21 protein-coding genes (1 of these 21 only partly in view) are annotated in these 20098 nt (G+C 40.3%); 9 read left to right on the plus strand and 12 right to left on the minus strand.

Translation table 11 applies throughout. The annotated features are described in order from the left end of the window. Positions 1-719 carry the 5' portion of a nucleotidyltransferase-like protein gene (locus tag SporoP32a_RS05795; protein WP_335696128.1) on the minus strand. 145 nt of this gene lie to the left of the window's left edge, so 719 of the gene's 864 nt are visible here — the first part of the coding sequence; the start codon lies at positions 717-719; its stop codon lies off the left edge, out of view. A gap of 158 nt (positions 720-877) precedes the next feature. Between SporoP32a_RS05795 and SporoP32a_RS05800 the strand changes: the two genes are divergently transcribed. Then, positions 878-1234: a YgzB family protein gene (locus tag SporoP32a_RS05800; RefSeq protein WP_085427030.1), complete on the plus strand. Its 357-nt coding sequence runs from the start codon at positions 878-880 to the stop codon at positions 1232-1234. Positions 1235-1274: 40 nt separating this feature from the next. Here SporoP32a_RS05800 and perR read toward each other — a convergent pair whose 3' ends face one another. From perR to bcp, 3 genes are all read right to left on the minus strand, one after another. Beyond that, positions 1275-1721 (minus strand): peroxide-responsive transcriptional repressor PerR, encoded by a 447-nt coding sequence (gene perR / locus SporoP32a_RS05805; protein ID WP_085427031.1) that lies wholly within the window; start codon positions 1719-1721, stop codon positions 1275-1277. 102 nt (positions 1722-1823) lie between these two features. Then, on the minus strand, positions 1824-2768 hold the full coding sequence (locus SporoP32a_RS05810) for a D-2-hydroxyacid dehydrogenase (protein WP_085427032.1): 945 nt from the start codon (positions 2766-2768) through the stop codon (positions 1824-1826). 11 nt (positions 2769-2779) lie between these two features. Beyond that, the gene (bcp, locus tag SporoP32a_RS05815; RefSeq protein WP_085427033.1) at positions 2780-3253 is read right to left on the minus strand and encodes a thioredoxin-dependent thiol peroxidase; all 474 of its coding nucleotides are present in this window, start codon (positions 3251-3253) and stop codon (positions 2780-2782) included. A 172-nt stretch (positions 3254-3425) separates the two neighbouring features. Here bcp and SporoP32a_RS05820 point away from each other — a divergent pair, with 172 nt between their 5' ends. Further along, the gene (locus SporoP32a_RS05820) at positions 3426-4712 is read left to right on the plus strand and encodes a glutamate-1-semialdehyde 2,1-aminomutase (RefSeq protein ID WP_085427034.1); all 1287 of its coding nucleotides are present in this window, start codon (positions 3426-3428) and stop codon (positions 4710-4712) included. 74 nt (positions 4713-4786) lie between these two features. Continuing rightward, on the plus strand, positions 4787-5866 hold the full coding sequence (locus tag SporoP32a_RS05825; protein ID WP_085427035.1) for an FUSC family protein: 1080 nt from the start codon (positions 4787-4789) through the stop codon (positions 5864-5866). A 116-nt stretch (positions 5867-5982) separates the two neighbouring features. Here SporoP32a_RS05825 and SporoP32a_RS05830 read toward each other — a convergent pair whose 3' ends face one another. From SporoP32a_RS05830 to mutY, 4 genes are all read right to left on the minus strand, one after another. Beyond that, on the minus strand, positions 5983-7728 hold the full coding sequence (locus SporoP32a_RS05830; protein WP_085427036.1) for an ABC transporter ATP-binding protein: 1746 nt from the start codon (positions 7726-7728) through the stop codon (positions 5983-5985). A gap of 48 nt (positions 7729-7776) precedes the next feature. Then, the gene (locus SporoP32a_RS05835; RefSeq protein WP_085427037.1) at positions 7777-8325 is read right to left on the minus strand and encodes a nucleoside tri-diphosphate phosphatase; all 549 of its coding nucleotides are present in this window, start codon (positions 8323-8325) and stop codon (positions 7777-7779) included. Positions 8326-8520: 195 nt separating this feature from the next. Further along, positions 8521-8844: a gamma-type small acid-soluble spore protein gene (locus tag SporoP32a_RS05840; protein ID WP_085427038.1), complete on the minus strand. Its 324-nt coding sequence runs from the start codon at positions 8842-8844 to the stop codon at positions 8521-8523. 72 nt (positions 8845-8916) lie between these two features. Next, on the minus strand, positions 8917-9963 hold the full coding sequence (mutY, locus tag SporoP32a_RS05845; RefSeq protein WP_085427039.1) for an A/G-specific adenine glycosylase: 1047 nt from the start codon (positions 9961-9963) through the stop codon (positions 8917-8919). Positions 9964-10060: 97 nt separating this feature from the next. On the opposite strand from mutY, the gene SporoP32a_RS05850 reads away from it, so the two are divergent. Then, entirely contained in the window at positions 10061-11044 is a 984-nt protein-coding gene (locus SporoP32a_RS05850) for a metal-dependent hydrolase (RefSeq protein ID WP_085427040.1), read from the plus strand. 36 nt (positions 11045-11080) lie between these two features. On the opposite strand, the gene SporoP32a_RS05855 is transcribed toward SporoP32a_RS05850, so the two are convergent. Then, positions 11081-11413, minus strand: coding sequence for a YfhH family protein (locus SporoP32a_RS05855; RefSeq protein WP_085427041.1), 333 nt, complete (start codon positions 11411-11413; stop codon positions 11081-11083). Further along, positions 11403-12215 (minus strand): recombination regulator RecX, encoded by an 813-nt coding sequence (gene recX / locus SporoP32a_RS05860; protein ID WP_085427042.1) that lies wholly within the window; start codon positions 12213-12215, stop codon positions 11403-11405. Before recX ends, SporoP32a_RS05855 begins: the two co-directional genes overlap by 11 nt. 93 nt (positions 12216-12308) lie before the next feature. Here recX and SporoP32a_RS05865 point away from each other — a divergent pair, with 93 nt between their 5' ends. The 5 genes from SporoP32a_RS05865 to SporoP32a_RS05880 all read left to right on the plus strand — a co-directional run bounded on the left by SporoP32a_RS05865 (position 12309) and on the right by SporoP32a_RS05880 (position 18588). Further along, positions 12309-13208 (plus strand): TIGR01777 family oxidoreductase, encoded by a 900-nt coding sequence (locus tag SporoP32a_RS05865; protein ID WP_085427043.1) that lies wholly within the window; start codon positions 12309-12311, stop codon positions 13206-13208. A gap of 105 nt (positions 13209-13313) precedes the next feature. Beyond that, on the plus strand, positions 13314-14114 hold the full coding sequence (locus SporoP32a_RS05870) for a polysaccharide deacetylase family protein (protein ID WP_085427044.1): 801 nt from the start codon (positions 13314-13316) through the stop codon (positions 14112-14114). 353 nt (positions 14115-14467) lie between these two features. Further along, positions 14468-14638 carry an SE1561 family protein gene (locus tag SporoP32a_RS17000; protein WP_099626174.1) on the plus strand — a complete coding sequence of 57 codons (171 nt, stop codon included), beginning with the start codon at positions 14468-14470 and terminating at the stop codon, positions 14636-14638. A 24-nt stretch (positions 14639-14662) separates the two neighbouring features. After that, the gene (locus SporoP32a_RS05875) at positions 14663-16195 is read left to right on the plus strand and encodes a fumarate hydratase (protein ID WP_085427045.1); all 1533 of its coding nucleotides are present in this window, start codon (positions 14663-14665) and stop codon (positions 16193-16195) included. Between the two features lie 488 nt (positions 16196-16683). After that, positions 16684-18588 carry a heavy metal translocating P-type ATPase gene (locus SporoP32a_RS05880; protein WP_085427046.1) on the plus strand — a complete coding sequence of 635 codons (1905 nt, stop codon included), beginning with the start codon at positions 16684-16686 and terminating at the stop codon, positions 18586-18588. Positions 18589-18627: 39 nt separating this feature from the next. Here SporoP32a_RS05880 and SporoP32a_RS05885 read toward each other — a convergent pair whose 3' ends face one another. Next, a complete protein-coding gene (locus SporoP32a_RS05885) occupies positions 18628-19578 on the minus strand; it encodes a YihY/virulence factor BrkB family protein (RefSeq protein WP_085427047.1) in 951 nt (316 codons plus the stop codon). Positions 19579-19613: 35 nt separating this feature from the next. Next, a complete protein-coding gene (locus tag SporoP32a_RS05890) occupies positions 19614-20054 on the minus strand; it encodes a hypothetical protein (RefSeq protein ID WP_085427048.1) in 441 nt (146 codons plus the stop codon). Between the last annotated feature and the right edge of the window lie 44 nt (positions 20055-20098).

Consider the following 20098-nt stretch of genomic DNA (forward strand, 5'->3'; position numbering starts at 1 on the left):
TCATGCAATTGCTGGATAGTCCAAGATTCTCTTTCGCTCATAATATCCAATAAATGTGTTGCTGCTTCACTTGTGTAGTTATGAATAAAGAACTCACTTGCCAAGAACACTAAATCTAGACGTTTCTCTAATTCTTCTTCACTTCCAATTAATTCTTCGTACAACTTAAAAACAGCTGGATCTATTTTCTTCATTTGCGCCCACACAGTATTTTCAGGTAAAACGTTATGCTTAACAGCGACGAACCTAGCTAAGTTATGCAGTGTATTGATCGCGAATAGATAGGAATCCATGTATTGTTTTCTTTCGAAATGAATTTTCCCTTCATTATAAGCGCGAATCATTTTAGCCATTTCCATCCCCATTTTAATCCCTCTACCGAATAACGGTTCTTCGGATAAACGCTGTTTCAGCTGCTCCCCATATTCATCTCGATCAAAATATAACTTGCCGAGGATTAACCAATCAATGATTTTCTTATTGGTTCCCACAAGTAACCAGTGTGTTAGTTGGCGCTCGCTAATGATATGCATGGCTGCTTTACGCTTGCCATCTGTATAGTGTTTTGTCTGAATCGGTATTTCATTATTTGAAGTGATGATGAATAAGATTTCATCAAATGTATCCGTAATCGGATCATCTTCTCTTTGATTGCCAATGAGAAGGACACTTAACGTCTCGGGCAAGCTCGCTCTCTCTTGGTATACTGGCCGTAGCATTTGTTCCACTTTCTCGCCTCCCAGTTTTCTATAGATAGTCTCGAATACTCTATTTCGACGAATTTCACATAAAATCCTTTAATTTAAAGGGAGTTTGTACTGCAATTAAATAATAATATGATATATTAGGTGAGGATAGCGTTAGGAGGAAACTTGAGATGAAGCCTTACAAAAATAAAATAAATCGTATTCGGTCATTTGCCTTGTCACTAATTTTCATCGGAGTCGTCATTATGTACATCGGAATATTCTTCCGTTCTAATGAAGTAGTTATGTTGATCTTTATGTTTTTGGGCATGGTTGCAATTATCGGTAGTACAGTGGTGTATGCGTGGATCGGTACCCTTTCTACACGGGCTGTACGAGTTCAGTGTCCAAATTGCGGCAAGCATACAAAAGTGCTTGGACGAGTTGATATGTGCGGACATTGTCGCGAGCCGTTGACACTCGACCCCAATCTTGAAGGTAAAGAATTCGACATTGCGTATAATAAAAAAGTAAAGCAAGAAAAATAATACAAAATAAAAGAGTGTAACCCAAATGGGTTACACTCTTTTATTTCGCTTGATTCTGTTGCATCGCTGCACAATCAGGACAAGTTCCATACACTTCTAAACGATGTGAATTCACTTGGAATCCTGTCACATGCGCTGCAAGACGTTCTACTTCTTCTAAACCAGGATGGTGGAAATCTACAATCTTTCCGCAGTCGTCACAAATAATATGGTAATGGTCATGTGTTACGAAATCAAAACGACTTGACGAATCTCCGTACGTCAACTCTTTGACTAATCCAGAGCTTTGAAATACACGCAAGTTGTTATAAACTGTCGCCACACTCATATTGGGAAAATCTGATTCTAGTGCTTTATAGATTTCATCAGCAGTCGGATGTGAATGGGATGTGATTAAATACTCAAGAATCGCATGTCGTTGTGGAGTTATTCTCACACCACTTTCTTTCAATGTCACTAACGCATCTTTTAAGAATACTCCAGGCATCGTAATGCACCTCACTTCATAAGAATTACTTCTTTATAATCATTATAATTAGTGTACTCAATTATGAGGTGCATTGTCAACATTTCTGCCGATTATGCTATATTAATAACCTTTTGCTAAATCAACTTGGTTGATAAGGTCCTTTTCCCCCGCCACCCACTTATCAAGATTGGTATCCATGATATCAAGTGAACGTTTGATATATTGATCGGAAAGACTGGACATATGCGGAGATACTGTACAGTTGGGCAATTCCCAAAACGGACTATCTTCAGGCAACGGCTCTGTTTCAAAGACATCAAGGACCGCATGACGAATTTCATTTTGTTGCAAGGCATCCAACACACACTGCTCTTTCACTGCGTCTCCCCTACCTACATTCATAAAGACCGCTGTCTCTTTCATGGCACGAAAATGCTCTGGCTGATAAATCCATCTTGTTTGGGGCGTACTTGGCAAGATAGAGATGACATAATCCGCTTCCGGTAATCTCTCAAGTATTTCTTGGAATGAAATTGTTTCATCCATTGAAGGATTTGAGTGACCCGAACGATTGCAGCCAATCGTGCGGACATGGAATGCCTGAAGTAAGCGTCCGATTTCCCCACCAATTGCACCAGTTCCTACTATTAAAGCAGTGGAGTGATTCATTTCACCAGGTAAAGAATCTAGCTTCCATTCTTTTTTATCCTCTCTTTTATAGATACCTGGCAATCCACGTTCCAAGGATAGTAAATGTGCCAATACAGATTCGGCTAGCGGCATTTTATGAACACCATGCGAATTCGTAACTAAAATATCGCGCTCCTGAAGTGCTTCAATTGGTAATGTATCGACTCCAACCGCTGCTACCATGACCCATTTTAACGCGGTAGCTTTTTCGACATGTTCTGATGTTAAATCTCCACCATCTGTCACGATTACCTCTATATCTTCCAATGAAGCATCATCAATATTTGTAGTATATATAAATTCGACATTAGGATACTTCTCTTTTAATTGCTCTTTAAATGTAGTTTTAATCTTAAATGTGAATAGTACCTTCATGTGACAACCTCCTATTTAGTTAGTTGCTCAAGTGTTGCTAGTGCATTTGCTACATGATCTTTCACTCGAACTTTTCGCCATTCCTTTACTACGGTACCCGTTGGATCAATCAAAAATGTCGAGCGTTCTATGCCCATATACTCCTTGCCGAAATTCTTCTTTAGTTTCCAAACTCCATACTGTTCAGCTACCGCATGGTCTTCATCTACTAGTAGGGAGAACGGCAAGCTATGCTTTGTGATAAACTTTTGGTGAGATACTGCATGATCCGGACTCACTCCCAGCACTACAGCATTCAGTCCTTCAAAGTTCGCGTGCGCATCACGAAAATCACATGCCTCCGTCGTGCAACCAGGCGTTGAATCTTTCGGATAAAAATACAGAACTACATAGCTTTTTCCTTTATATTGATCTAATGAAACCATTTCTCCATTTTCATTCGATAATGAGAATGCTGGTGCTTGTTTTCCTTCTAAATTTTCCATTTGAATTCCTCCTCTAATATATATAAACGAATAGTGTACTTACTCTCTCCACACTTATCGTATCGGAAGTATTTGAATTTTACAATTTACCTATACTTCACTCTGAAGGTAGAGACTTCACTTCGATTAATGCTAAAATGGATAACGTATAAATGATTTGGAGGAATTACTAATGAACCGAAAAAATTCAGAGGCAATCTACGCAGAAGCATGTGAACATATTGTGGGAGGCGTGAACAGCCCTGCCCGAGCATACGGAGCGGTTGGCGGAGGTGCACCTACTGTTATGGAACGAGCAGAAGGCGCTTATTTTTATGATGTTGATGGGAATCGATATATTGACTACTTGGGAGCATATGGTCCAATCATTACAGGACATGCGCACCCGCACATTACAAAAGCGATCACAAAAGCGGCGGAAACAGGTGTGCTTTACGGAACACCGACACGCCACGAAGTACAATTCGCAAAAATGTTAAAAGAAGCAATTCCCGGAATGGACAAAGTTCGTTTCGTTAACTCCGGTACAGAGGCTGTCATGACGACCATTCGTGTAGCGAGAGCGTTTACTGGACGTACGAAGATTATGAAGTTCGCAGGATGCTATCACGGTCACTCCGATCTTGTATTAGTAGCTGCTGGATCAGGTCCCGCTACATTAGGCACACCGGACTCCGCAGGCGTACCTTCTTCTATCGCGAAAGAGGTCATCACGATTCCATTCAATGATCCCGAAAGCTTTAAAGAAGCGATGAAACAATGGGGCGATGAACTTGCTTGTATTCTAATCGAACCAATTGTCGGGAACTTTGGAATCGTCGAGCCAAATGAAGGGTTCTTGGAACTTGTTCATGAGTTAGCTAAAGAGCAAGGCGTTCTGACTGTCTATGATGAGGTCATTACAGCGTTCCGTTTCCATTACGGTGCGGCACAAACATTACTCGGTCTTCAACCGGATTTAACAGCATTCGGAAAGATTATCGGCGGTGGCCTACCAATTGGCGCTTATGGCGGTAAAAAAGAAATCATGGAACAAGTTGCTCCACTCGGCCCCGCTTATCAAGCAGGAACAATGGCTGGAAATCCTGCATCTATGCTTTCGGGAATCGCTTGTCTAGAAGTGCTTCAAGAACCAGGCATTTATGAAGAGATGGATCGCTTAGGCGGTTTACTTGAAGACGGCATTCTGAAATTGGCTAAAAAACACAGTATCCAATTGACGATCAATCGTCTTGGAGGCGCACTTACGTTATTTTTCACAGACGTCAAAGTAGAAAACTACAAGCAAGCTGAAGCAACGGATGGTGAAATTTTCGGACGTTTCTTTAAAGAAATGCTGAAAAACGGCATCAACTTAGCCCCATCTAAGTATGAAGCATGGTTTTTAACTTCCGCTCATACTGAATCAGATATAAACGAAACACTTGAAGCAGTAGATCGCGCATTTAAAGCACTTTAAAATAGAACAATTGACCGTTTTATGCGTATATTGTAAAGTAAGCATAAAAGAGCTTTTAGGAAAGGAATTACCCAATGAAACTTGGTGCCCGCGTCTTTAAGACGGGTATTGCGATTGTATTTGCTCTGTTTCTCGCAAATTTATTAGAATTACCTACAGCAGTGTTCGCAGGTATTGCAGCTATTTTCGCAATCCAACCCTCTATTTACAGATCATACTTAACAATAGTAGAACAATTGCAAGGTAATTTAATCGGTGCCACTATAGCAGTCTTATTCACTCTCATCTTTGGTCCTCAACTTATAATAGTCGGTTTGGCAGCTGTCATCGTTATGACTATTATGTTGAAACTGGGCCTCGAAAAATCTATGTCACTTGCACTCGTTACAATGATTGCAGTGATGGAGGTTAAAGATGATGCCTTCCTAACATTTGCCCTCCTTCGTGTAGGTACTATTTTGGTAGGTGTACTGGCGGCATTCATTGTGAATCTAGTGTTCATGCCACCGAAATATGAAACGAAACTGTTTCAGGCGATTCATCAGGCACAGGACGAAATTATTCGTTGGACGCGTTTAGCTGGTCGTCAAGTGTCTGAACATACTGCTATGAAGAAATCGTTGAGTAAGTTAAAGGAACGTCTGATTCAAATTGATCAGCTGTACTTATTATTTAAAGAAGAGCGCAGCTATTTCAAGAAAACTACTGCCGCAAAAGCGAGACGGCTTGTTGTCTATCGACAATTGATTGGTACAACTAGGAGTAGTTATGACGTTCTCAAAAGGATGCATATGTATGAAAATGAACTCATCAATCTTCCAGAGCACTTCCGAATGATGATTCAGGAGCGTCTAGAGTCATTACTCGTCTATCATGAACAGCTTCATCTGAAATTCGTTGGTAAGCTAAAAGCGGATTACGACGACGATGAAACACATAGCGAGTTTATGCAACGACAAGAAGTGATGAATATTTTCGTTAAGGAAATTGCGATTACTAATGAAGAAGAAGAATTTTCTTCTTATCATTTACTTCATGTCCTCTCGTCCATCCTGAATTACGAGGAACAGCTAGAACATCTGGATACGCTGATCACTTCTTATCAATCACGATATGAAGACGAAGAGAATGTTTTAGAAGACGAATTCTATTAATAAAACGGCACATGACTTTTAAAGTCTTGTGCCGTTTTTATTTTTATCAATTATTGAAGTTTATTGGTTCAGATCGTTCGTTATAGAACACACACCGATTGACTTGAGCTTTTCATTTATCCACCAAGTTCTTGGCGATTGTATAAACCAGCATATGTACCGTCTAGTTTCATTAATTCCTGGTGAGTACCTGATTCTTTTAAGTCTCCGTGGTCTATTACATAAATACAATCCGCATGTGTAATGGTAGATAGTCGATGGGCGACAATTAGTGTAGTGCGATCGTGCGCCAAGCGTTCCAATGAATCTTGGATGAGCGCTTCACTTTCTAAATCCAAGGCAGACGTTGCTTCATCCAAAATGAGCAATGCTGGGTTTTTCAGGAAGACGCGGGCAATGGAGATACGTTGCTTCTGTCCACCTGACAACTTCACGCCGCGCTCTCCTACCCTGGTATCATATCCTTCACTCAATGTTTCAATAAAGTCATGCGCATTTGCGGCTTTTGCTGCAGCGATGACTTCTTCATCTGTGGCATCTGGCTTCCCCATCAAAATATTACTTTTGACAGAATCACTGAACAGAATCGAATCTTGAAGTACCATACCGATCTGATCTCGAAGCGATTTAACCTTTACGTCGCGGATGTCATGGCCGTCGATGCGAATAGCACCAGACGTCACGTCATAAAATCGCGGGATCAAACTGATAATAGTTGATTTCCCGCCACCACTCATACCAACAAGTGCGGCTGTTTCACCAGGACGAATCTTCAAACTAATATTTTTCAGTACTTCATCTTCTTCATATGCAAAGCTGACATGATCAAACTCGATCTCTCCAGCAATCGATGGTAACTCTTTTGCATTCTCTTTATCAACAACATCATATTTTTCATTCATCAAGTCTAATACTCTGTCCATCGAAGCGAACGACTGCGTCAATGATGTGGATGAATTAACTAAACGACGTAATGGTGAATATAATCTTTCGATAAATGCGATGAACGCGACCATTGTTCCTACAGATAATGAACCATTGATTACTTGGTAACCTGCATAGCCTATGACGAGAAGTGGTGCGACATCAGTAATCGTATTGACAACCGCAAAAGCTTTTGCATTCCAACGTGTATGTTCGATTGCACGCTCTAGGAATTTACCATTCACTTCATCGAAACGTTCCTGTTCTTTATCTTCTATCGCAAAACTTTTGATAATACTAACACCCGCCACGCGCTCATGAAGATAACTTTGTACATCCGCAAGTGCCTGCGAACGTTTACGTGTCAATTGGCGTAATTTGCCGAAGAAGTGCTTGACGCTAAATGCGTAAAATGGAAATGCCAATAATGTTACCAGTGTCAGTTGCACATCAAGTGTCAGCATAATTGCTATGGCGATTAAAATAGTAGCCAAGTCGAGCCAGACATTCATCAAGCCAATCATGACGAAGTTTTTCGTTTGTTCCACGTCATTGATGACTCTCGAGATTACTTCACCTGCGCGTGTATTCGAATAGAATCGTAAACCAAGCTTCTGTAAATGACTATACAGTGATTTACGGATATCGAATAATATTTTATTACTGACTAGCTGTGCGTAGTATTGACGATAATATTCAACAGGTGGACGGATTAAGAAGAACACGATGATTGTTCCGCCAAGCCAATAAAATAACTGCTTAGTCTTTTCTGGATCACTCATCGTCGGCGAACCGATGATGTCATCGATGACGATTTTAATTAATAAGGGTAGAAATAAAGGAATAGCAAATTTTACGACACCAATGAGAACAGTGAAGACAATTTGCCAATTATAAGGCTTTACAAATTGAAGATAACGTTTAATACTCTCACCCATTTTGTTCCTCCTACTAAAAAAACCTGACTTGCACGAGTGCAAGCAGGTCTAGATTTGTTCTTCTTGGATTTGCTTATAAAATTCATAACGCGAAGTCCAGACATCGATGAAATCGGGAGCAAAAGGACCTTTTCTCTGCTTGATCCAACCAAGGAGTTTCGTTAAGTTATCCTGCAAGATTTGATCGATAACTTCCGGATAATTCATTTGACGTTTATGATCTGCATATTCGTCTTCATCCAGAATCAAGTAACTCATGTCAGGAAATACTTTTACGTCTAAGTCATAATCGATATACTTTAAGGACTTTTCATCATAAACGAATGGTGAACTTATGTTGACATAATAGTACACACCGTCTTCACGTAACATACAAATGATATTGAACCAGTTTTCCGCATGAAAATAGCAAATGGATGGTTCACGTGTCAGCCATGTGCGACCATCCGATTCTGTCACAAGCGTACGTTCATTTCCACCGATGATGATATTCCGTGTACCTTTTAATACAAGTGTCTCTTGCCAAACACGATGAATTTTGCCGTTATGTTTGTAGCTGTGTATCTGTATTGTATCTCCTTCTTTTGGAATTGCCATTTTCTCTACCACCTTTGAGCCTTGCCGCTCTTGCTATCTGTCCATTATACCAACTGCTTTCCCAAATTTAAAACGATTCAACCATCTATTTTGTAATTGATTGAATTAACTAGGTCCACAGCACGTTTATTCACGCAAGAAAACCGGTAGAAATGGCTTATGTTAGCCATTTCTACCGGTTCTTGATGTACATGCTTAGTTTGAACCTTTATATTGGTTCGCACGTGCTCCAGAAGCTTTTTGTTTGTTAGCTTCTGCTTTGTTGATCTCTTGCTTCACTTGATTGACATCTGTTTCAGATCCGAATTCCTCGTTCATAGAGGACTGCGTCGCGGAAGAAGACTGCATGTTCATTGCAGATTGCGCGTTTTGCTGACGAACTTGATTAACGTCCGTCTCGGAAGCGAACTCTTCATTCATCGGTTGTTGCATTGCAGATTGCGCATTCTGTTTCTTCACTTGATTCGCATCTGTCATAGATGGATCTTGTTGTGCGTTACGCTTTGGTTGCTTAGGCATAGATTATTCACCTCCGTAATCACTATGATGTCCAATAGCTTAGACTTTTATTCAAAGTGAATGAAGAAGTTTTTACCATTCCAGCAACTCGATAATTTTCAGCACAGGTTTTGATTTTGGTAGTGCTTCTACTTGTTGTTTCGTGAAAAACTGTAAATCATCTCCCGCATGTTCGCTCTCCAATTGTGCACGATATACATGGATGTCCCAAGTTATATGAGAGAACACGTGTTGAACTCGCGGTAGCTCTTGCATGTTTTTTAATTTCAATCCATTCTCTTTTTCAAAATCTTCGACTGTAGAAGTTTCCTGAAGTTCAAACATTGGAAATTCCCAAAGACTTGCAAGCAATCCGGTGCTTGGACGTTTCTGTAACAGCCAATTCCCCTCATTGTTTTGAATCGCAAATGCAGCAAGCGAAACGTGCTTCATTTTTTGCTTTTTTATCTTGAATGGCAATTGTTGTTGTTTTCCTTCTTCAAATGCGATGCAATATTCCCTAACAGGACATAATAAACAATGAGGATTCGGTGTACATATTGTCGCACCCAGTTCCATAAGTGCCTGGTTGAACGAAGAGGGATCTTCTTCCGAAATTAATTCCATCACAGCTTGTTCAAACAACTTTTTATTACGGGGCAATGCAATATCTTCTTCAATCAACAATATTCTCGACAATACCCGCATAACATTTCCGTCAACTGCATGTTCAGGTACTCCATAGGCAATACTCAAGATAGCGCCTGCTGTATAAGGCCCTACTCCTTTTAACGTAGATATTTCTTTACGATTGTTCGGAACTTTCCCGCCATATGTTTCAACGACTTCTCTCACACCCGACTGCAAGTTACGCACTCTGGAATAATAGCCAAGCCCTTCCCACATTTTCAAAATATCTTCTTCAGGTGCAGTTGACAGGTCTTGCATAGTTGGAAATTTCTCGATGAAACGCTCATAATACGGAATGACGGTATCTACTCGTGTTTGTTGCAACATGACTTCCGAAACCCAAATATAATATGGATTATCGGTTCTTCTCCAAGGCAAGTCTCGCTTTTCGGCTTCATACCAAGTCAATAATGCATCTTGGAATGCTTTCTTTTGTTCAATGATTTGCATATGGACCTCGTTTCTTCATGTAAATGCTTTTAGTTATGATAATAAAGGGTATATAATTATAAGTAGTATATAACTCTTTCAGTAAAGGAGTGATAATTTGGATACAGGCACACATATTGCAATGGGTGTTGCGATTAGTGGATTGGCCCTTGCCGACTCAGTCGTAGCAACTGAACCTGCCACGATGGGCGCTGTTTTTGCTGGTATTATGGTTGGTTCACTCATTCCCGATATAGATACGGTTCTGAAACTTAGAAACAACGCAGTTTATTTAACTAACCATCGAGGCATTACACATTCGGTTCCAGCGGTTATGCTGTGGCCGTTATTGATCTCCATACTGTTGACCTTCATTGTGCCGGGTGCTATTTTCCTTCATGTATGGGCATGGTCATTCTTAGCGGTATTCACGCATGTCTTTGTGGATATTTTCAACTCGTATGGCACTCAGGCTCTTCGGCCATTCTCACAAAAGTGGGTAGCCATAGGTGTGATCAATACATTCGATCCGATTATTTTCGGACTTCATGTAGTGGCAATCTTGGCGTGGGTGTTCGGTACAGACCCTGTCTTGACAATGTCTATATTGTATATCGTCTTATTCTTCTATTACCTATTGCGTTTTGCAGTAAAGAGCGCAGTAAAAAATGCTGTAAAGAAGACGATTCCGAATGCGACGCATATATTCACTGCACCTACGATGAACTTCTTTCAGTGGCGAATTGCTGCAACGACAGAGGTTGATCATTATGTAGGACGAGCATACGGGCGTTCCATTACTATTTACGAACGTTTCAAACGTGAAACTATGCCAATGTCACCTCAAGTTGAAGCGGCGTTGGAAGATCCGAACATGCAGGCTTTCACTTCGTTTTCGCCTCTCTATCGTTGGTCAATTTCAGAAGAAGCGGCTATTTACGAAGTTCGTTTGATAGATCTACGTTACCGAAGTAAAGGTTACTATCCATTCGTAGCGGTAGCACATGTCAATGAAGATTTAGAAGTAGTGAATTCCTATACTGGGTGGATTTTCTCAGAGGAAAAACTACGTAAAAAACTTAATTTTGCTCCTAATAATTAAAGAACGTTCGTGCATTAAGCACGAGCGCTCTTTTTTTTATTTTCCGCTTTTTATATTTTTCAACATCGCAAGTGGCAATGCCTCTTCAGCTTTGTCTCCGCCTAAGCGATACCCCCATGCGAATAGCCCTTTTAGATAATCCACTTGAAAGAACACGCCATCGTCTCCTTCAATACGATACATTTCACCAGGCTTAATCGTAGCAGGATCCACAAGATATGATTGCACTAGAACTGCTTTTCTTTGATGAACAGCATATTCACTGAGCATCCCCATCTGTTCCGCTTTACGCGCTTTTTCCATCAATTTACCGATTTCGCTACGTAGTTCGTTTTCATTCATGTCACTATAATGTTTTTCAGTATCCATCTTCTTCATTCCTTTTCTGTTCAATAAATTGATCGATTTGACCGAGTGGAATACCTTTTTGATACATCGATTGCTTCACACGTTGTCTAAGGTCGGATCCTGAGTATTTACTTTGGTAGCGTCTCCATGCTTTCTCACCGAATGCAGACGTAATGTCGGACCATTCTTCTTCATCCCGCTCGATTGTTAAATTGCTGAGAACTTCCGAAATCTGCTGATAAGAAAACCCTTTTCTAGCCAATGAATTCTGTATTTTTTGCTTAACTTGTGCTGGTGGCTGTGAACTATTCGATCGCATCGTTTTTTCAGCCAGTTTCATGGCATTAGCCATTTGATCTTCCATTGTATATTCCTCCAATGCTTGAGTTTGCAGTTCTTTGGGTATACCTTTTTTATAGAGAGATTGCTGAATAGCTCTCGGGCCTTTTAACGTACTATTTTTTTCTGTGCGTACAAGTGCTTCCGAAAATGCTTCATCATTCAAAAAGCCAAGCCGTTTTAATTTGACGATAGCTTCTAGAACAACCGCTTCTCCATATTCTTTTTCAAGCAATTTCTTCTTAACTTCCATTTCACTTCGCATTCGGAACGATAAAAAATGTAAAGCACGGTTAAATGCTTTTTCAATTTGGTCTGAATAAACAATCTCGTCCGTAGACCAATCGTCCAATTCCATGCCTTTCGTGAGTTCAAATTTCACTAAGACTGTTTCATGGACACTAAATGCATATTGATCATCAAGGAAAATATTATAACGTTCGCTATCTCTTTTTTGTTGTGATATTTTGGTAATAAGCGGCACGTTTCCATCACCTACTTTGTCTAAGTATACCGCTTCTTGCGGTGGTGGTCAGCAATAGTGTACTAATTTTCAAGAGAATGGAGGGAAACCATTATGAGAGTGGTTATTACAGGGGGAACTGGATTCATTGGCAGTATCTTAACTGAGAAATTAAAGCTAAAGGGTCATGAAGTAATTATTTTAACGCGTAAGCCTTCATCACAACATAATGATGTTCATTATGTTCAATGGTTGACTGATCATGCTTCACCCGAAAATGAATTGGGGCACGTAGATGCATTTGTTAACTTAGCAGGCGTGTCAATTGATGATGGTCGTTGGTCGGAAGAGCGAAAAAAGCAGATTCACGATAGTCGAATAACAGCTACGCAAGAAGTATTGCGTATTATGCGTACGCTTCCTGAGAAACCACGTGTTTTAGTGAATGCAAGTGCTATTGGGATTTATCCTACATCGCTCACTGCTGAGTACACTGAAGATTCTACTGCAGTCGGGGATGATTTTCTCGCACAAACCGTACATGACTGGGAAAATCTCGCAGGGCAAGCGAAAGAATTAGGTGTACGTACTGTATATACTCGTTTCGGTATTGTGCTCGGTAAAGATGGTGGTGCACTTCCACTTATTAAACTTCCTTATCAATTATTTGCCGGTGGTAAAATCGGTTCGGGCAATCAATGGTTCTCATGGGTGCATGTTGAAGACGTGGCTAACGCCATCCTCTTTTCCATAGAGAATCATGATGTTGAAGGTCCCGTTAACGTAGTGGCACCAAGTCCGATGCATATGAACGCTTTCGGCAAAACAATCGGCAAAGTATTGCATCGTCCACACTGGTTCCCAGTACCAAGTTTTGCTATGGAAGTTGCATTAGGTGAAAAAAGTATCGTCGTCTTGCAAGGTCAGCATGTACTACCGAAAAAGTTGTTAGCCCATGGGTTTACGTTCGATTACCCTTCATTACGACCAGCACTTGAAAATTTACTAAAATGATATCCAATGTTTGTTAAGACGTTTTCACGTTTTGACAAACATTTTTTATTTCATTACATACAAAGAGTGGATTGGTACATGCTTAGTAAAAAGGAGTGATGCTTAATGACTCAACATCTGTCGGGATTTCTACTGGCATCTTGTTTACTGATCGTTGGCGTTGTGATGAATCCCTTCACTGTCCAGGCTGAAGCTTTTCATTGGGGATTTAAGAAGGCAACTGAGGGAGTTCCTCCTTCCGCAGGAGCAGAATTGGATAAATTGCTTGATGATTACGGTGCAATCTATAAAGGGAAGGACGATAAAAAAGTTGTATATCTAACGTTCGATAACGGATACGAGAACGGATACACAGAAAGCATTTTAGATACACTAAAAAAAGAGAAAGCACCCGCCACATTTTTCTTGACTGGGCATTATGTAAAAAGTGCAAGTGATTTAGTAAAGCGTATGGTAAAGGATGGTCATGGAATTGGGAATCATTCATATGATCACCCGAACATGGCCAATATAACCGAACAGCAGATGGAAGATGAGTGGAAGAGGTTAGATGAAATTGTATACGCTACTACTGGTCTAAAGAGAACGATCTACGCAAGGCCACCAGAGGGTACATTCAATGCGAAGCTACTAGAAAAAGGGAACGAACTGGGATACAGACATATTTTCTGGTCTGTTGCCTTCATTGACTGGCACCGTGACCAGCGAAAAGGAAAAGCGTATGCCTATAATGAATTGATGAATCAATTACACCCGGGCGCTGTCATTCTTATGCATACCGTAGCAGCTGATAATGCAGAGGCACTTCCCGATTTCATTCGAGATGCTAAGAAGCAGGGATATGAATTCCATTCATTAGATCAATTAGTGAAGGAATATGAAAAAGGAAATAAAATTACACAATAAATGAGAGACCTTATCTGTTTGTTTACTGCCAACAGATAAGGTCTCTAATTATTTGATTCATCTTCAATTTGCATGTTTATATTCGTAGTTATCCAACTTATTCACTGCCGTTGGACTGTTACGGATCCCCTCCTTCGTTGTTATGTGTCTAGGATTCGATTCGTTTCTATAACTACGACCTCCTTTTCTTTTGATTAAACTTACTATAACAACTATTCTGTTAATTGTAAAGTGTTTTAATGAAATTTCTACTATTTTCTTTTTTATTTGTTGTTTGTAGTACGCACAACAAAATCAGATTGAAAAAAACAGTGTTTTCGTATACGATATCAATGATAGAAAGAGGTGTACGTATGGATAACTCACAAAATAACGAACAAGTCTTCGAACTGAAGAATCGATTCAATCAATTCATCGAAACATTAGAAGCGATTGAACCTGAACACACGGACCTCCAAGATATAGATCGTCTAATCATGTTACTCGATGAATTAGAAGAACAGATGGATAGTTCGAAAAAATAACATATACTAACGGGGGATTTTGAGATGTACATAGAGAAAATTGAGAAGAGTATTTATGAACTAGTTTGTGAAACGTCCACAAACTTGCCAAAGGACGTTAGACGCGCAATCCTTTCCGCAAAGGAAAAAGAAAACAAAGGAACAAGCGCTGCTATGAGTTTGGATACGATCGCAAATAACATCAATATGGCAGATGATAAACTATCTCCAATTTGTCAGGATACAGGCCTTCCTACATTCAAGATCAAAACACCAATCGGAGTAAACCAATTGGAAATCAAAGCGGCAATTGTACGCGCCTTGGAGTTAGCTACGGAAAAAGGAAAGCTCCGTCCAAATGCTGTAGATTCATTGACTGGTGAAAACAGCGGCAATAACTTAGGTATTGGCTTGCCCGTTGTAAAGTTTGAACAATGGGAAGAAGATTACATAGAAGCAAAATTAATCTTAAAAGGTGGCGGATGTGAAAACAAAAACATCCAGTACAGTCTCCCTACTGAATTAGAAGGTCTTGGTCGTGCAGGACGCGATTTAGACGGTATTCGCAAATGTATCCTTCACTCGGTTTACCAGGCACAAGGACAAGGTTGTTCTGCTGGATTTATCGGTGTCGGAATCGGTGGCGACCGTTCATCTGGATATGACTTGGCGAAAGAACAACTTTTCCGCAATGTAACGGACGTTAATCCAGTTCCTGAGCTTGCGCAGTTGGAAGAGTACGTATTAGAAAAAGCCAATCTTCTTGGAATCGGAACAATGGGCTTCGGCGGAGAAGCTACATTATTAGGATGTAAAATCGGTGTCATGCACCGCATTCCCGCAAGCTTCTACGTATCTGTAGCGTATAACTGCTGGGCATATCGCCGTATGGCAGTGAACATCAATGCAACAACTGGCGAAATCATGGATTGGCACTATAATGAAGGCGAGAAAATTGCATTCGAACAGCCAGCTGAAGAAGCAAAATCCACTGCACGTATCGTACACTTGCAAGCACCCATTTCAGAGGAAGACGTTCGCGACCTTCATGTTGGCGACGTGGTGAAAATTTCTGGCCGTATGTACACAGGCCGTGACGCCATCCACAAGCACTTAATGGACAATGACGCACCAGTTGATTTGAATGGACAAGTCATCTATCACTGTGGACCAGTTGTTCTAAAGAATGATGAAGGTAAGTATGAGATCAAAGCTGCGGGACCCACGACTTCTATGCGTGAAGAACCGTACCAGGGTGATATCATGAAAAAGTTCGGTATCCGTGCGGTAATTGGTAAAGGCGGAATGGGACCTAGAACACTTGCGGCTCTTAAAGAGCATGGCGGTGTGTACTTGAATGGTATAGGCGGTGCAGCGCAGTATTATGCTGACTGTATTAAAGAGGTAGAAGGCGTCGACTTACTGGAGTTCGGTATTCCAGAAGCACTATGGCATTTACGCGTAGAGGACTTCACTGCAGTCGTCACAATGGACTCTCACGGTAACAGTTTACATGCTGATATTGACAAGTCATCTTTAGAAAAGCTTTCTCAGTTCAAAGAAAAAGTATTTAACTAATAAGCAAGCAGCGAATGAGAACTATCATTCGCTGCTTTTTTATGTAAATAAATAGATTGGCATGGATAAGTGATGCAGCGGTTATCCATCGTTACGCTGCGTTCCAGGCGGAAGCTGAGGCGACTCCTAGGGAATTGGAGTGATCTTGAGACCCTGGACAGGCGCCTTAATTTCTATAAAATATACAGAATTACGGTCAAGCGAACCCTTTGCATTCCTGGAAAGCGTCCCCAATCGAAGCTTCAATCCCTTTGTACTCACTGCGTCAACTTTACTCTGTGTATTTACTATCCATTACTTTTGCATTAATTAGCCATTTAAGTAACACTTCTCATTGAGAAATGATATACTGTAGATAATAACTATTACAACTTCATATTCATTCTATTTTAATGCCCGAAAAGTCGATTCTACTACTGTAGAGTCGACTTTCCTGCTTTAATAAGAGCTTTGAAATTGAAACTCATTATCAATTAGGAGGAGATTACATGACATCACTCGCAAAAGAACAACCAGAACAGACGATTGACTGGTCTGCACGTCTTGAGCTGATTGCGGCTATATTATCTGGAATTATCATTCTTGCAGCATGGATTTTAGGAAAAAACGGTCCAGAGTCCTTTTCGGTAACGCTGTATATTATAGCGTTTTTGATTGGTGGTTACGCTAAAGCAAAAGAAGGTATTGAAGAAACAATAAAAAACAAGGAACTGAATGTCGAGATGCTCATGATTTTTGCAGCGATCGGTTCAGGAATTATCGGATACTGGGCTGAAGGTGCAATCCTGATCTTCATCTTCGCAATTAGCGGTGCACTAGAAACCTATACACTTAATAAAAGCCATAATGAAATATCTTCTTTGATGGAATTGCAACCTGAAGAAGCTTGGTTGATCCTTGAAGACGGTAGCGAGAAAAAAGTATCTACAGATTCCCTATCTATTGGATCTGTATTGCTAGTTAAACCTGGTGAACGAATTCCGGTTGATGGTGAAATCTTGAGCGGCATCACTTCGATCGACATGTCAGCTATCAACGGAGAATCTATACCTGTGACGAAGCAGGAAAATGATGAATTATTTGCAGGGACAGTCAATATTAGTGGTGCGATCCGCATGACAATGACTAAACCAAGTTCCGAAACGTTATTCCAAAAGATTATTACAATGGTGCAAAACGCACAAAGCGAGAAATCTCCTTCTCAACAATTTATCGAGCGCTTTGAAGGATCTTATGTAAAGATTGTGCTCGCAGCGGTTGTCATCATGATGTTCCTCCCCCACTTTTTATTTAACTGGGACTGGACTACATCCTTCTACCGTGCGATCGTCTTGCTAGTAGTCGCCTCCCCTTGTGCATTAATGGCTTCGATCATGCCTGCTACATTAGCGGCTGTTTCTAATGGTGCTAGAAAAGGGGTATTATTTAAAGGCGGAGTCCATTTAGAACACTTAAGTACCTTGCAAGCATTTGCTTTTGATAAAACAGGTACTTTGACGAATGGTAAACCTATTGTGATGGATTTCATCGTTCGTGAAGGTGCAGACATGAAAGAGACGCTTGCTTTGTTTGCAGGTGCGGAATCGCTGTCCAATCATCCATTGGCAAAAGCTATCATTAATTACGCTGCAGAGCATGGTGTAGAACCTGAACGTAATCTTCATATTGAAGACGTTCCTGGATTTGGTATAAAAGCAGAAACCGATCAAGGGGACATTCTAATCGGTAAACCGAAATTTGTTGGCGAAGAGTTAGTGGAAGATTTTCAAAACAATGTGGCAGTATCACTAGCGAATGAAGGAAAAACCGTCATTTTCATGAGAGATGAACAAGGAATTGTAGCATTAGCAGCTTTACAAGATACATTACGTAAAGAAGCTATTTCAGCGATTAAATCGCTGCAGTCTTTAGGTCTCCATACCGTCATGTTGACTGGTGATAATGAAAAGACTGCACAAGCCATCGCAAGCGAAGTAGGTGTGGATTCCTACGTAGCAGAATGTCTACCTGAGGAGAAAGTGGTTCAGCTTAAGCAACTATTGAAGAAGTACGGTATGGTCGGTATGGTGGGAGATGGAATCAATGACGCTCCTGCTCTAGCTACCGCCACTTCCGGTATTGCGATGGGTGAAGGTACAGATGTGGCACTCGAGACAGCTGATGTTGTGCTCATGCAAAACGACTTGAATCGCTTATCATACGCTATTAAGCTTTCACGAAAAATGCAACGAATCGTTAAACAAAATGTATTCTTCTCGATAGCGGTCATCTCGATCCTCATTATCGCAAACTTCATGCAAGTAGTGGATTTACCTCTTGGTGTCATTGGACACGAAGGAAGTACAATATTGGTTATATTAAATGGTTTACGGATGCTTAATAAAATAGAATAAAAAAAAGTGAAGAAAGGGAATCCCTTTCTTCACTTTTTTTTATACAATTTGTTGGTTATGTTCTTGACGATTTTTCACGACTGAATTGATTGTACCTCCGAGTATCAAAATGATAGCTGACAGGTATAACCACATGATTAATACGATAATTCCAGCGATACTCCCGTACGTATTGGCGTAGCTTCCAAAATTACTAATATAGAACGAGAATCCTAGTGACGTAATGATCCATCCTATTGTTGCAAAAATAGCACCCGGAAGTATACTTTTAAAATGCAACTTCACACTTGGCACTAGCCAGTATAGTAAAGAGAATACTGCAAAGATCAGGAATGGCGGAATGAGGAATCGTATTAAATTCCATACAGTCAGGAATGTTTCTTCCAATCCTAAGAATGTGAAGATCACTTGCCCGATCGGTTGACCGAATATAGGTAGCACTAATGCGATGATTACCGTCGCCACTAACATAATAGTAAACGCAATTGACAATCCTTTAGAAACGATAAAGTTTCTATCATCTTCCACTTCGTATGCATCATTCAATCCTTTTGTTACTGCGCCCATACCTTTAGACGCCGACCAGATTGTAGCCAAGATTCCGACTGACAGTAATCCTCCACTTTTATTATCTAGTACCTCAGAAAGCGTCCCTTCAATTAGAGAAGCAGTACTTTCCGGGGCGTACTCACGGATAAACAAAAAGATTTGGCTCTGGTCTAACTGTAAGTATGGTAGTAATGTGAAAAGAAAGATTAATAGAGGGAATAATGACAATAGGAAAAAGAATGCTAACTGCGAACCAGCTGCTGAAATATCCAATTCTTTCACACGGATAATCAATTGTTTAAAAAAGCCGCTCGCAGTCGTCGGATCAAAATCATCTTCTTCTCCATCTTTTAGATCGTTAATAAATCCTTTTACTTTTTCTTTCTTGGACTCATCTTCATTTTCAGAATCTGAAAAAGGGGCACTCTTTTGTCTATCCAACTGATGTGTCCCCCTTTCATTTACTGATTCTACTGCTATTGATTCTCTAATGGTATTACGTTTTTTTTTTGGACCGCTGGAGGCAATGAAGCATCTGCTTCCGCAGAAACAGATGATGCAGCCGTTGCATCGTCCTCAATGATTTGTTCATACTCTGATTTTGATTCAGAGATTGCTTCTTTTGTATCCGCAAACATTTCTTTCACTTGCGGAGTCAAGGTCTTGATTTCATCGACCTGTGATTTGATGTAATTCACATCACCTTTCACTTGATCAACTAGAGTTTGTACTTTTTCTTTTTTCTGTTGGAACTCATTTTTTACGATGTCAGGATTTTCTTTGTAATACAATACTTTTTCATATGATGATCTTGCCGTAGTGACCGTATGTTGTCTTGTTGCTCTGTCTAACATACTCACCGCAGCTCCAATTAATGCGCCGCCTAATACATATCTTCCAAATTTACTAGAACCCATACTTGTTTCGCCTCCTTATTCACGATTACGTCTCACTTCATTAT

This window comes from Sporosarcina ureae (genome assembly GCF_002109325.1).
In the GTDB taxonomy this organism is placed as follows: Bacteria; Bacillota; Bacilli; order Bacillales_A; family Planococcaceae; genus Sporosarcina; species Sporosarcina ureae_C.